Raw genomic sequence first — 13,326 nt, forward strand, 5'->3', positions numbered from 1 at the left:
ACACCCGTTCCCATACCGAACACGGAAGTTAAGCTCTTTAGCGCCGATGGTAGTTGGGGGCTTCCCCCTGTGAGAGTAGGACGTCGCTAGGCAATATAGACAGTCAGCTAAGTGCTGGCTGTTTTTTTATTTAAGTAATTTTATAGACATGAAGCTAAAGTAATGTAAAGAGCAACTACAATAACTAGGTGTTTTGTAGTTGCTCTTCTTGTTACTGTGCTTTTTTCAACACTTTTTCTTGAGGATCAAAAATTGATAACCCAATATCTCCAAACCTAACACTGAACACTTCCAAAGATAGTTTATAGAATCTAATAATTTACTTGCGAAATCGATGCAAAATGATAGAGAATATAAAAATATAAAAAACCATAAAAAAATATTGCATGTATCATTTTTTTATGATATATTTATAAATGTCTTAAAGAGGTCCCGTGGTGTAGCGGTTAACATGCCTGCCTGTCACGCAGGAGATCGCCGGTTCGATCCCGGTCGGGACCGCCATTATAAACGATAATATAGTTCTTATGATGCTTTTAAATCATAAGAACTTTTTTTATTGTTAATATAAGGGAATTAGTGGATATCGATAAAATTGGTTCTATAATGTTTGTTGGGGTATCCATAGATTTTAAGATTAAAGTTAATGCCCCAACACTCATATCGAAAAACTCGTTAGTAAAGGCCTTAAGCTGTATGTGTCAACAAACTGAGAAGAGTTACCAGACTGCTTGAGGAAACAAGTAGAGCAGTAACATGAAGACTGATAATCAGGTTTTACGAGTGATTAATCACCTGTTTAACTTTCTTTGCTTTCGTTGAATTTTGAGGTAAGAGTCTTGTACCTTACGCTTCGCTTTCGGTACAGGAAAATTACTGCCTGTTAATGAGGGAGACTATTTTTTATCGATTCCTCTCGTGTAAAAGAATTTGGAGGTGTTAGCATGAGAAATTATTTCTACATAAAACGTCTTAATATAACTTTGCTTATAGGTGCTGCTGTAATACTAGCAGGATGTGGTGATCCTATTTTAGACATAGAGGAGTCCAATGCGTACCATTGGCAGAAAAATATGAATGAAGCCGAATTTGAAAAATTAAAAGAAGGCATGTCATATATGGAAGTAGTAAAAATTGCAGGGGGAGCAGGGGACTTGATAAAAAAAGATCAATACCGCTGGAATGATGAAATACTTATGACAAAAACATATATAGTACGATTTAAAGATGATAAATTGGTTGATAAAAAGGTTAGTGAGGTAAAGGAGCATTAAAAAATAAGCACGTTTTTTATAAGCGTGTTTTATTTTTATTTAGCACATAGTTTAGTATCGTCAGCGACAATTTAGTCAAGGCTTAATTGATTAGTAGATTCAGCTTGCCGACTCACCCCATTATGAGTATTTACACAGGGCGAAAATAACTTTGTTTATTAGATACAATTGAGACTCTCACCCCTAAAGGGACAAGCTAACTAATATCAGTGGGATTCCTGAGTAATTAAGCGTTCGCAGTCCATTTCTGTTTTGAACAGCTCTCAAGGTAGGGGTATCCCATTACCCCTACCTATCCAGTGCATATAGCAGATAGGGCTACGCTACTGTTACCATAGCGTATAGTTGGTTTCGTTCGATGTGTTTTAGCGTCTTTTTCTTGACGACACATATTGTTTTACCGATAGCATGAATTAGGCTATCGAACTTTATACAATATCCAATTTTCAATGAACAAGCGTGTTTTAAAGACTTTTACTTGTCTATACATGGAGTATACCCCCCTTTCAGACAATTAAGATAGCAAAAGCTACCTCTTGTCTGACCTCACTTTCATCCCATGTCTAAAGACGAGCTACACCCTGCATGGGCTTTCTCGTTCGGAAAATCTGTAAGTTATATTTTTTGTCGACAAGCTGAACAATTACGCCAAGGTGTAATTGTTTTTTTGAAATCCATTGGATGTTTTGAACATTTACGCTTGTTTCGGTAAACTAGAGGTAATGGAGCTAGGAGAGGAAAAAAGAGATGATGTATGAAAAAATAATGAATTCACTTGATGATACTGAGAATTTTGCGTTGAAGCTAGCAAGCTTACTAGAAGCCCAGGATACAATTACATTAAAGGGTGATTTGGGCGCTGGTAAGACGACATTTACGAAAGCATTAGCGAAGGGACTTGGCGTGACGAGAACGGTCAATAGCCCGACATTTACGATTGTAAAGCAATATGAGGGGCGTTTACCATTTAATCATTTAGATGTTTATCGTTTAGCAGAAAGCGATGAGGATCTTGGATGGGACGAACTATTTTATGGTGATGCGGTATCAGTTGTCGAGTGGGCTCATTTGATTGAACAGGATTTACCGCAGGAGCGTCTTGGAATAGAAATTTACCGAATCGGAGAAAATCAACGACGATTTGTATTGACACCTCTTGGAAAGCGATATGAGGCATTATGTGAGGAGCTAATGAAATGATTTGGTTAGGGATTGAAACAGCGAATGCACCACTTTCTATTGCTGTAATAAGGGATGGAAAAGTGATCGCAGAGATTGTACAAAATATAAAAATAACGCATTCAGCAGGTGCTATGCCAGCCATTGAAGAAGTGCTAGCAAAGGCTGGCATAAAGCCAAGCGAGTTGGATGCGATTGCTGTATCAGAAGGACCTGGTTCTTATACCGGTGTACGAATAGGTGTGACGCTTGCTAAAACATTAGCATGGACATTGAAAAAGCCTTTAGTTGGAATATCTAGCTTAAAGTCATTGGCTGCAAATGCAGCACTATATGATGGGTTTATTTGTCCTATTTTTGATGCGCGAAGAGGCAATGTCTATACAGCCGTTTATAAAGGTTGTGAGCTTGAAGCGATTATTGATGATTATCACGATCATATAGATGGCTTGTTAGAGCGTTTACAGGCTTTAGAGGCACCGGTTTTATTTGTTGGAGTCGATGTAGATGTTTTTTGGCATAAAATCGTAGAGGTGCTAGGTGATTATGCGCAGCGTACACCATTTAGTAATGACTTACCACGAGCAAGTGAAACAGTTCGATTAGCGACGAAAGAGGAGCTACCAAGTGTGGATGCAGTTCATCATTTTGTCCCACAATACAAACGTATTGCCGAGGCGGAGGCGAATTGGCTGAAGGAACAGAAGGAGAAGGCACATGAGTAGTAATGTAACATATCGTAAAATGGTATCTGAAGATGTCCCAGCAGTGTATGAAATTGAGCTTGCTACATTTCCTGCACCATGGACGTTAGATTCTTTTTATTATGAAGTGCATGAAAATCAGTATGCACATTATGTGCTAGCTATAGATGAATATAATAACATTATCGGTTTTTGTGGAATGTGGATGGTTATAGACGCAGCGCAAATTACGAACGTTGCCGTTATAGAGACTGCTCGAGGTCGTGGAATTGGTGAAGGTTTAATGCGAGAGGCAATGCGTATTGCTAGAGAGCATACTATGGAAGTTATGAGTTTAGAGGTAAGAGTAACAAATACAGTTGCTCAAAATCTTTATCGAAAGCTTGATTTCCAAGATGGTGGCATACGTAAAGGCTATTATACAGATAACGGGGAGGATGCCCTTGTCATGTGGGTGAATTTATGATGGAAGATCGAATGATATTAGCAATAGAATCGAGCTGTGATGAAACAGCAGCAGCGATTATTCGAAATGGTACTGAAATTGTTTCAAATGTGGTTGCATCTCAAATAGAAAGTCATAAACGATTTGGTGGAGTTGTACCTGAAATTGCATCTCGTCATCATGTTGAGCAAATTACAGTGGTCATAGAAGAAGCCTTAGCACAGGCAAATATGAAGCCAGCTAATTTAGATGCTGTGGCAGTTACGGAGGGCCCTGGTCTTGTAGGTGCATTATTAATTGGAATTAATGCAGCGAAGGCCTTTGCATTTGCCAATAATTTACCGATTATAGGTGTACACCATATAGCTGGACATATATATGCTAATGCACTCGTGCAGCCAATGGAATTCCCATTGTTAGCACTTGTTGTATCAGGTGGCCATACAGAGCTAGTTTATATGAAAGAACATGGCTCTTTTGAAGTCATCGGTGAGACGAGAGATGATGCAGCAGGTGAAGCTTATGATAAGGTTGCGCGTGTTTTAGGCTTACCGTATCCAGGTGGTCCCCGAATTGATAAATTAGCACATGAGGGAGATGAGGCTGTATCATTCCCAAGAGTGTGGTTAGAAGAAGATTCTTATGATTTTAGTTTTAGCGGCTTGAAATCAGCGGTTATTAATTATAAACATAACATGGACCAACGTGGTGAAGAGATTTGTTCGACTGCCGTTGCCAAAGGGTTTCAGGAAAGCGTAGTTGAAGTATTAACGGCGAAAACATTACGGGCAGCTCGCGAATATAAAGTGAAACAGGTTATTGCAGCTGGTGGTGTCGCGGCTAATAAGGGCTTGCGTACATCACTTGAGACAGTATTTGCTGAAGAAAACATACCATTTTTCGTGCCGCCATTAAAGATGTGTACAGATAATGCCGCTATGATAGGGGCAGCAGCAACACCTATGTTTGAAGCAGGTATTCGAGGCAATTTATCAATGAACGGTCGTCCTGGAATGGAGTTAAAATCCTGGGTGTAAGAGAAAAGAGGTGTTTTAGATTTGATTCTAAAATACCTCTTTTTGCTTTTGTAAAAAAATTGTTGAGAAAACAGTGTCTATAAGAAAATTTGACTCCGGTTAGTTGACAAATTTTTCAGAAAATTATCCACAGGTAAGGAGTAAATAAAACAGCGAACATCCGTACTTATGCACAAATTGTTGATAACTTGTGCATAACTTGTGATTATTCAATATATAGTAGCCTGTTTTGCACAGAATGATGTGAATAAAATATTTTAGAATTGTGGACAATGTGGAAAAGCCTGTTGATATGTTGGTATTACTAGATTTATAGTGTGTATAAAGTTGTGGAAATTTTTTGTCGAAAAATAGCACTTGACCAATATATATGAAAAATCAACGCGAGTAAAGTAAAAAGCCATGCGACAAGGCACATGGCTTTACAAGTTTTATCCCACCTCAAGAGGGATGTTATAAAATAATATTTTCAAGTTCTTCACTTAGCTCAAGCCATTCCATTTCGAATATCTCATACTGTTCCTTAGCGGTTGATAATTCTTCTTGAAGCTGTGTAATTTTTTCGTGGTCTGTGAAAATCTCGGGATCGCAAAGAGCTTCTTCTAAGCGAGCTATTTCAAGATTTACTTGCTGCATTTTCCCCTCTAGTTCCTCAAGTGTGCGTCTAATTTGGCGCTCTCGTTTTTTAGCCTCTTTATCAATTTTAGAGGTAGAGATCTTCTCAGCTACATCAGCTTGTACTTGTGGTTGAGCGGCAGCCTTCATTTGAGCAATTTCTAATAGCTCTTGTTTCTTCTCAAGATAATAATCATAGTCCCCTAAGTACTCAAAGGAACCATCGCCAGATAGTTCGATTACTTTAGTAGCAATTCGATTAATGAAATATCGGTCATGCGATACAAATAAGAGCGTTCCAGGATAATCGATCAGTGCGTTTTCCAGTATCTCTTTACTATCTAAGTCTAAGTGATTGGTAGGCTCATCGAGAATTAAGAGATTGGCCTTTTGCATCATTAACTTAGCTAATGCAAGTCTAGCCTTTTCTCCACCAGATAACGATGACACGATTTTATCTACATCTTCTCCACTGAATAAGAAACGGCCAAGTACCGAGCGAATATCTTTTTCATTCATTAAAGACCATTCATCCCATAGCTCTTTTAGAACACTTTTATTGCTTGATAGCTTTGCTTGCTCTTGATCATAATAACCAATTTGAACATTTGTACCATAGCGAATCTCTCCGGAGAGTGGTGGCAAATCTTTGACGATGGTTTTTAATAAAGTTGATTTACCAACACCATTTGGTCCAACAAGTGCAATGCGGTCTTCTCGGAAAGTGCGTAATGTGACTCCGTTTGATATTTTCTTATCACTATAACCTATAGCTAAGTCATCAATAGATAATACATCGTTACCACTTTGACGTTCAATTGTAAAACCGAAGCTTGCTGACTTTTCATCACCCTCAGGGGATTCCAGCCATTCTGTTCGTTCAAGCATTTTACGACGACTTTGTGCCATTTTAGTAGTAGAAGCACGAGCTATGTTTTTTTGAACAAATTCTTCAAGCTTGGCCTTCTCATCTTGCTGTCGTTCATAAAGCTTTAAATCACGCTCATAATTTTTCGCTTTTTCATCTAAATAGGCACTATAATTGCCTGTATATTTTGTGACGCGATGACGAGAGACTTCGTAGACAATGGAAACAACCTGGTCTAAGAAGTAGCGGTCATGGGAAACAATTAGAATAGCCCCTTCGTAGCCTTTTAAATATGATTCCAACCATGAGAGAGTTTCAATATCTAAATGGTTAGTAGGTTCATCGAGTATTAATAGGTCAGGTTTACTTAACAGAAGCTTAGCAAGTGCTAACCGAGTTCGTTGTCCCCCTGATAGTGAGCTAATTGGCTTTTCGTAATCCTCAGGATAAAACTGCATGCCATGAAGCACAGAACGTGTATCGGATTCAAATTGATAGCCTCCAGCATCCTTAAAATTATGCTGTAAATGATCGTATTCAGACATTATTTTTGCATATAAAGTAGAATTTTCATAAACCGCTGGATCGGCCATTTGTTGTTCTAATGATCGTAGTGTTTGTTCTTGGGCAATAAGTGGCTCAAAAATTGTCATCATTTCATCCCAAATCGACAATGTTGAGTTTAAACCAGCATGTTGCTCCAAATATCCAATTTGTATACCTTTCGGGATAATAATATCGCCAGAGTCATATGACAGTTGACCAGCAATTATTTTAAGTAAAGTAGACTTACCAGCACCGTTACGACCTACTAATGCAACGCGGTCACGATGTTGAACCTCTAATTTTACGCCACTCAAAATTTCATCTGCAAGGAAGGATTTATATAGTTGATTGACTTGTAAAACAATCATTCTTGACACCTCAATTCTTCCTTAGTGTAATGGATGTACGATTTGCTTGCAATGTCGGTGCTTTACTTATTCCAAGCTGTCATGTAAGATTGAAACGATTTCCCTTTAGTTAGTGGCGTAAAAGCGCCATTAACTAAAGGGAAATACTCCAGTGAATATTATAAACTTAGAAATAGTTAATTAAGCATGTATCATAAATAGATTTGATACATTATAAGGAGGAAAAAGTTTGAAACAAGAATTAAAAATTCCACAAGCCACTACGAAAAGACTTCCTCTTTACTATCGATTTATCCAAAACTTTGCACAAGAAGGCATGGAACGCATTTCGTCGAAGGAACTGAGTGAAGCGATGAAAATTGATTCGGCAACTATTCGCCGTGATTTTTCTTATTTTGGTGCTCTAGGGAAAAAGGGATATGGCTATGATGTGCAACATCTCTTGGAATTTTTTAGTCAAACGCTCGATCAACATGAAGCGACAAAAGTAGCGTTAATTGGTGTAGGGAATTTAGGTAGTGCTTTATTAAAATATAATTTCCAAAAAAATCATAATACTCATATCGTTGTGGCATTTGATTCAAAGGCCCCAAAGGAAGGGAAAATGATTAGCAATATTCCTGTTTTTCACCCTGACTTATTGGAAGAAAAGTATGCAGAATATGGAGCGGAGCTTGCAATTTTAACAGTTTCACCACGCTCTGCACAGAAAATGGCTGATAGATTAGCAGCGATGAACGCAAAAGGAATTTTGAACTTTACGCCAGAGCGTATTACTGTACCAGATAAAATGCAACTTTTAACAATTGATTTGTCGGTAGAATTGCAGGCACTCATTTATTTAATTCGTAATCAGGAAGAGTGATAATTGTACATAATCTAAAGTATAGCTCTCACAGTTTCTGTAAAATAAATATGAAGTAAAAGGGCGAGAGTGACTAAAAACTTTCACATATAATTAGTTAGCAAAATGGCGAAATATACGTTAAAATGATGGATATAAAGAGGAGGTGGCTGTAATGGGTGGTATTGGTCCTATGAGCCTCATTATTATCGGAATTGTCGCATTACTAATTTTTGGTCCTAAAAAGTTACCAGAGCTTGGTAAAGCATTTGGTTCAACATTACGTGAATTTAAAAATGCTACTAAAGGATTAGCCGACGAAGATGATGATGACAAGAAAAAGAAAGAACTAGATAAGTAAGTTAGGATGTTTGAGGAATGAATCCAAAAGATCTAACTGTCATTGAGCATATAGAAGAATTAAGAAAACGGCTTTTCATTGTTGCCGTTTTCTTTGTTCTCGCTATGGCTGGCGGCTTTTTTGTTGCAAAGCCACTTGTTAAATACCTTCAAATTACTGGAGAGTCTTACAATATAGAACTTCATGCGTTTGATGTAGTAACACCACTTGCAATTTATATCCAAGTCATTTTTTTAATAGCATTTATCCTATCTTCGCCGGTATTGATGTACCAATTGTGGGCTTTTATTAGCCCAGGATTAAGGGACGTCGAACGAAAAGCAACCTTAAGCTATATACCGTATTCGTTTATATTGTTTTTAGCAGGTTTGTCTTTTTCATACTTTTTACTATTCCCATACGTCATAAAGTTTATGATGAATTTATCAAATGAACTAGAAATTCAACAGACGATTGGCATACATGAATATTTTTCGTTTTTATTTAAGCTTACAATACCTTTTGGTTTCCTTTTCCAATTGCCGATTGTCGTCTTGTTCTTTTCACGAATTGGGGTTCTATCTCCTGAGTTACTAATTCGTATTCGTAAGTACTCATACTTTGGTTTATTTGTATGTGCTGCCCTAATCGCGCCACCTGAATTAGCTTCACACTTAATGGTTTCAGTACCGTTATTTATGCTTTATGAAATAAGTATTATGATTTCTCGTATTGGCTATAAGAAATACTTAAAATCAGAGGAAATGCGGATGAAGGAAGAACAAGAAGCTGAGCAAAAACGCCAGATTGAAGAGGCACTTGAACAGCAGCGACGTCAAATCGAAGAATTGAATCAATAATAATAAAAGCTCGATGCTAATTAGTAGCATCGAGCTTTTTCGTCGTAATATATACACTGACATTCAACTAAAAATCAGTGGAAAGAAAAAATCTCATTTTTATTGCATTTTTTCTAGTTGTTCAAGAAACTTTTGCAATGGTTCTGCATACACTTGTACAAGTGTCACAAAACCATTCAGCATGACATGGGCGATAATAGATGTCCAAATACGTTTTGTTTTGTGATATAAGAAGGCAAAAATCAATCCACAAATTGTATAAAGCAAGATATGGGAGAAGTCGAAATGAATAAGTGCAAAGAAAATGGCACTTACTATACCGGCTATCCAGAAATTAGTTGTTTGGACAAGCGATCCAAAAATAACACGGCGGAAGACGAACTCTTCTAATATTGGTCCAAATACGACAATTGCTAATATCGCAATAGGAGCGCCTTTTGCAATAGCTACAATATCAGCTGTGTTTTGCGACCCACCTTGGATACCGAATACAGCCATTTCGATAGCTGCGCCAATCATTTGGCCGATGAAAACTAAGAAGAAACCTATGATTCCCCACATAATTGATAGTGGTATAGTTTCTTTCTTTCCTTGATAAATATCCCAAAACGCTTTATCGCGAGATGTTATGACTAAGCTTAGAATTAACGCAATGGCAAAGCTAAGTGCGATATACCAGCCTTGCGTAAGCGGAGCGGCTTGCTCACTAGGTAAACCGGTGGTACTCATAACAAGTTTATGAAATGGTTGTGCCAGCCATCTACCTGATAGTTGCATGAGGATATAGATCAGTAAAACATAAAGGGCTGTTTTTTTATGTTTAGTTATTTTTTGAGAATTGTTCACAGTCAAAATCCTTTCCATTCATTATGCTACCTTTCTATTGTAGAGGAATATGGAAAGAAAACAAAATTTTTCGAAGTTCTGACTTGCAAAAAAAAGTGTGATTGATTATCATAATAATTGTGTTAGCACTCGACTATATAGAGTGCTAATAAACTTTCAAACATATACTTAATTAATAGGAGGTTGTTTCACTTGTTAAGACCACTAGGAGATCGTATTGTAATCGAACTAATCGAAGTAGAAGAAAAATCTGCATTCGGTATTGTACTGCCAGACTCTGCAAAAGAAAAACCGCAAGAAGGTAAAGTTGTAGCAGTTGGGACGGGTCGTATTTTAGAGAACGGACAACGTGTAGAGCTTGACGTAAAAGTTGACGACCGCATTATTTTCTCTAAATACTCTGGTACAGAAGTTAAATATGAAGGTAATGAATACCTAATTTTACGCGAAAGCGATATTCTTGCAATTATTGAATAAGTTAGTACTTTTAAAGTAAATGCCTTTAGTGATTGTCATAGATAAACAAATAGATAGATGGCAATGACAGTAAGGCGAAATTTCTATAAATATATGATGAAGCTTAACGAATATTCCATTTCAGGAGGGTAAATTCAAATGGCAAAAGATATTAAATTCTCAGAAGACGCTCGTTCATTAATGCTACAAGGTGTAGATAAATTAGCAAACGCAGTAAAAATTACTTTAGGGCCTAAAGGTCGTAACGTAGTTTTAGAAAAAAAATTCGGTTCACCACTTATTACAAATGATGGTGTAACAATTGCAAAAGAAATCGAGCTAGAAAACCCATACGAAAACATGGGGGCAAAATTAGTAGCAGAAGTTGCTTCTAAAACAAACGAAATCGCTGGTGACGGTACAACAACTGCAACAGTATTAGCGCAAGCAATTATTCGAGAAGGCTTGAAAAACGTAACAGCTGGTGCAAACCCTGTAGGTATTCGTAAAGGGATCGACAAAGCAGTTGCAGCAGCCCTTACAGAATTACACGCTATTTCTCGCCCAGTAAGCAACAAAGAGGAAATCGCACAGGTTGCGGCAATCTCTGCTGCTGATGATGAAGTAGGGCAATTAATTGCAGAAGCAATGGAACGTGTGGGTAACGATGGTGTTATTACAATTGAAGAATCTAAAGGCTTCACAACTGAGCTTGATGTAGTTGAAGGTATGCAATTCGACCGTGGTTATGCATCACACTACATGGTAACAGATACAGATAAAATGGAAGCGGTATTAGATAACCCATACATTTTAATTACTGATAAAAAAATTACAAACATTCAAGAAGTATTACCATTATTAGAACAAGTGGTACAACAAGGTCGTCCACTATTAATCATCGCTGAAGATGTTGAAGGTGAAGCTCTTGCAACACTTGTAGTGAACAAACTTCGTGGTACATTCAATGCTGTAGCGGTTAAAGCTCCAGGATTTGGTGACCGTCGTAAAGCAATGCTTGAAGATATCGCAATTTTATCAGGTGGTCAAGTAATTACAGAAGAATTAGGCTTAGACCTTAAATCAGCTGATATTACATCACTTGGTCGCGCTGCGAAAGTTGTTGTTACAAAAGACAATACAACAATTGTAGAAGGTGTTGGCGGTGCAGATGCAATCGAAGGCCGTATTGGTCAAATCCGTGCTCAGCTTGCTGAAACAACTTCAGAATTCGATAAAGAAAAATTACAAGAACGCCTTGCAAAATTAGCAGGCGGTGTAGCAGTAATCAAAGTTGGTGCTGCAACAGAAACAGAACTAAAAGAACGCAAACTACGCATTGAAGATGCTCTTAACTCAACTCGTGCAGCAGTTGAAGAAGGTATCGTATCAGGTGGTGGTACGGCACTTCTTAACGTATATGCAGCAGTTGAAAAGGTTGCAGATACAGAAGAAGGCGACGTAGCAACTGGTGTGAAAATTGTTCTACGTGCTTTAGAAGAGCCAGTTCGTCAAATCGCAAACAACGCTGGTCTTGAAGGCTCCATTATCGTAGATCGCCTAAAACGCGAAGAAATCGGTGTAGGCTTCAACGCTGCTACAGGCGAATGGGTAAACATGATGGAAGCGGGCGTAGTAGACCCAGCGAAAGTAACTCGCTCAGCTCTACAAAACGCAGCATCTGTCGCAGCTCTATTCTTAACAACAGAAGCAGTTGTAGCAGACATTCCAGAAGCAGCTCCAGCGATGCCAGATATGTCTGGTATGGGCGGCATGCCAGGAATGATGTAATCTACGGCTCCAGCCAAAAAAATCACTTCTCAAATTGAGAAGTGATTTTTTTATGCTTTAGCGAATATTTTTTAGTGAATCACTGATAGAATATGGACAATCGCTGATAAAAATAGCAAAATCGCTGATAAACCTCCGACAATCGCTGATAAAAATAGCAAAATCGCTGATAAACCTCCGACAATCGCTGATAAAAGTAGCAAAATCGCTGATAAGCCTCCGATAATCGCTGATAAAATCCCAACAATCGCTGATAAAGTGGAGAAACCTGCTAATAAAAAACTTCGAAAAAGTAGCTTAGATTTATTCTTTTTTCTTCAACCAAAAATCAGGAGAAATATAAGAGATAAGCGCATAATCGATTTCTTCTCCTGCTTGAGTTGATAATTGCACAAGTAAAGATTCTTCGGTATTTGTGGGATGTATAGCGCTTGTTTTTATAGTAATCACTTGAACACCGGTTCTTCTTGGATTTCCAACAACGACCACCTGATTCCCCAACGTATAAACTGCTGTAATATCAGATTGGAACGCGACAATATATAAATCTAAATCCGTTCTATTTTGAAACAATGGAATCGTGAATCCTATATTTTGCTCAAAGTCGTACCAGCCAGAGAGAGCAACATCATAATTCGTAAATAGTCGATGTAGTGCATAATGAATTCTAGTTGGAACATAGCTCCATCGGCCGATTGAGCTATGCCAATATTCTTCATAAGCGGGTCTCTTATAGCCAGGATTATTGACGATAACCTCATAAGGAATAGTAGTGCCATTCTCGATCACCTGTGAAAGTGTAACAAATTTTGATGGAGGAGTTAATTCTGGAAAAGGAGGATCAGCAATTGTTTGGGGTTTTATCGGTTCAAGGCTTTTTAAACGATTTTCTAGGCCTTTTATTTGTGCTTTAAGTCCATTTAATCTTCTCAATTCTTTTGCATCGAAAGATGATACAATGCTCAAATTAATTAATATTAGACTAATCATACATAAGGTTATTTTTTTTACGTTACACATAGATTCACCTCTCTATATACTTTGCTCATTAAATGAGGGAATATGTAGTATTGCTGAAAATTTTATAGACATGTTTCCACTTCTTTAGTTTTTTATCAGTCAATAATAGTTTCTAATAAACAATAAAAAGGCT

General features: G+C 37.6%; 14 protein-coding genes, 1 tRNA gene and 1 rRNA gene. 12 read left to right on the forward strand and 4 right to left on the reverse strand.

Going from position 1 to position 13,326, the window contains the following annotated elements; all coding sequences use genetic code 11:
- The 7 genes from rrf to tsaD form a co-directional block, all read left to right on the forward strand.
- Positions 1-92 (forward strand): 5S ribosomal RNA (gene rrf, locus ACQKOF_RS22915); the annotation flags it as partial.
- 336 nt (positions 93-428) lie between these two features.
- Positions 429-504 (forward strand) — tRNA-Asp (locus ACQKOF_RS22920).
- Positions 505-944: 440 nt separating this feature from the next.
- Positions 945-1,274 (forward strand): hypothetical protein, encoded by a 330-nt coding sequence (locus ACQKOF_RS22925; protein WP_427562197.1) that lies wholly within the window; start codon positions 945-947, stop codon positions 1,272-1,274.
- A gap of 750 nt (positions 1,275-2,024) precedes the next feature.
- On the forward strand, positions 2,025-2,474 hold the full coding sequence (gene tsaE / locus ACQKOF_RS22930) for a tRNA (adenosine(37)-N6)-threonylcarbamoyltransferase complex ATPase subunit type 1 TsaE (RefSeq protein WP_427562261.1): 450 nt from the start codon (positions 2,025-2,027) through the stop codon (positions 2,472-2,474).
- A complete protein-coding gene (gene tsaB, locus ACQKOF_RS22935) occupies positions 2,471-3,178 on the forward strand; it encodes a tRNA (adenosine(37)-N6)-threonylcarbamoyltransferase complex dimerization subunit type 1 TsaB (protein ID WP_427562200.1) in 708 nt (235 codons plus the stop codon). Before tsaE ends, tsaB begins: the two co-directional genes overlap by 4 nt.
- Entirely contained in the window at positions 3,171-3,623 is a 453-nt protein-coding gene (rimI, locus tag ACQKOF_RS22940; protein WP_427562203.1) for a ribosomal protein S18-alanine N-acetyltransferase, read from the forward strand. The genes tsaB and rimI overlap by 8 nt, the downstream gene beginning before the upstream one ends.
- Positions 3,623-4,639: a tRNA (adenosine(37)-N6)-threonylcarbamoyltransferase complex transferase subunit TsaD gene (gene tsaD, locus ACQKOF_RS22945; RefSeq protein WP_427562264.1), complete on the forward strand. Its 1,017-nt coding sequence runs from the start codon at positions 3,623-3,625 to the stop codon at positions 4,637-4,639. The genes rimI and tsaD overlap by 1 nt, the downstream gene beginning before the upstream one ends.
- A gap of 453 nt (positions 4,640-5,092) precedes the next feature.
- Here the strand turns inward: tsaD and ACQKOF_RS22950 are convergent, their stop codons facing one another.
- Positions 5,093-7,036: an ATP-binding cassette domain-containing protein gene (locus ACQKOF_RS22950; protein ID WP_427562267.1), complete on the reverse strand. Its 1,944-nt coding sequence runs from the start codon at positions 7,034-7,036 to the stop codon at positions 5,093-5,095.
- Positions 7,037-7,265: 229 nt separating this feature from the next.
- Between ACQKOF_RS22950 and ACQKOF_RS22955 the strand changes: the two genes are divergently transcribed.
- The 3 genes from ACQKOF_RS22955 to tatC all read left to right on the forward strand — a co-directional run bounded on the left by ACQKOF_RS22955 (position 7,266) and on the right by tatC (position 9,080).
- Complete coding sequence (locus ACQKOF_RS22955) at positions 7,266-7,901, forward strand: redox-sensing transcriptional repressor Rex (protein WP_370049056.1); 636 nt, start codon at positions 7,266-7,268, stop codon at positions 7,899-7,901.
- A 154-nt stretch (positions 7,902-8,055) separates the two neighbouring features.
- A complete protein-coding gene (locus ACQKOF_RS22960; RefSeq protein WP_010857065.1) occupies positions 8,056-8,241 on the forward strand; it encodes a twin-arginine translocase TatA/TatE family subunit in 186 nt (61 codons plus the stop codon).
- Between the two features lie 17 nt (positions 8,242-8,258).
- The gene (gene tatC, locus ACQKOF_RS22965) at positions 8,259-9,080 is read left to right on the forward strand and encodes a twin-arginine translocase subunit TatC (RefSeq protein ID WP_427562206.1); all 822 of its coding nucleotides are present in this window, start codon (positions 8,259-8,261) and stop codon (positions 9,078-9,080) included.
- A gap of 99 nt (positions 9,081-9,179) precedes the next feature.
- Here tatC and ACQKOF_RS22970 read toward each other — a convergent pair whose 3' ends face one another.
- Positions 9,180-9,944, reverse strand: a complete 765-nt coding sequence (locus tag ACQKOF_RS22970) for a CPBP family intramembrane glutamic endopeptidase (RefSeq protein WP_427562208.1) — start codon at positions 9,942-9,944, stop codon at positions 9,180-9,182.
- 174 nt (positions 9,945-10,118) lie between these two features.
- Here ACQKOF_RS22970 and groES point away from each other — a divergent pair, with 174 nt between their 5' ends.
- Both groES and groL read left to right on the forward strand, forming a co-directional pair.
- Positions 10,119-10,403, forward strand: coding sequence for a co-chaperone GroES (gene groES / locus ACQKOF_RS22975; protein ID WP_049667833.1), 285 nt, complete (start codon positions 10,119-10,121; stop codon positions 10,401-10,403).
- Positions 10,404-10,541: 138 nt separating this feature from the next.
- Positions 10,542-12,173, forward strand: coding sequence for a chaperonin GroEL (gene groL, locus ACQKOF_RS22980; protein WP_427562211.1), 1,632 nt, complete (start codon positions 10,542-10,544; stop codon positions 12,171-12,173).
- Between the two features lie 71 nt (positions 12,174-12,244).
- Here groL and ACQKOF_RS22985 read toward each other — a convergent pair whose 3' ends face one another.
- Together ACQKOF_RS22985 and ACQKOF_RS22990 are read right to left on the reverse strand one after the other, a co-directional pair.
- Complete coding sequence (locus tag ACQKOF_RS22985; protein WP_427562213.1) at positions 12,245-12,376, reverse strand: hypothetical protein; 132 nt, start codon at positions 12,374-12,376, stop codon at positions 12,245-12,247.
- Between the two features lie 100 nt (positions 12,377-12,476).
- On the reverse strand, positions 12,477-13,193 hold the full coding sequence (locus ACQKOF_RS22990) for a hypothetical protein (RefSeq protein WP_427562215.1): 717 nt from the start codon (positions 13,191-13,193) through the stop codon (positions 12,477-12,479).
- Positions 13,194-13,326: the final 133 nt, after the last annotated feature.

Origin of the sequence: Lysinibacillus sp. NPDC093190 (genome assembly GCF_050280425.1) — a bacterium.
Classification (GTDB): domain Bacteria; phylum Bacillota; class Bacilli; order Bacillales_A; family Planococcaceae; genus Lysinibacillus.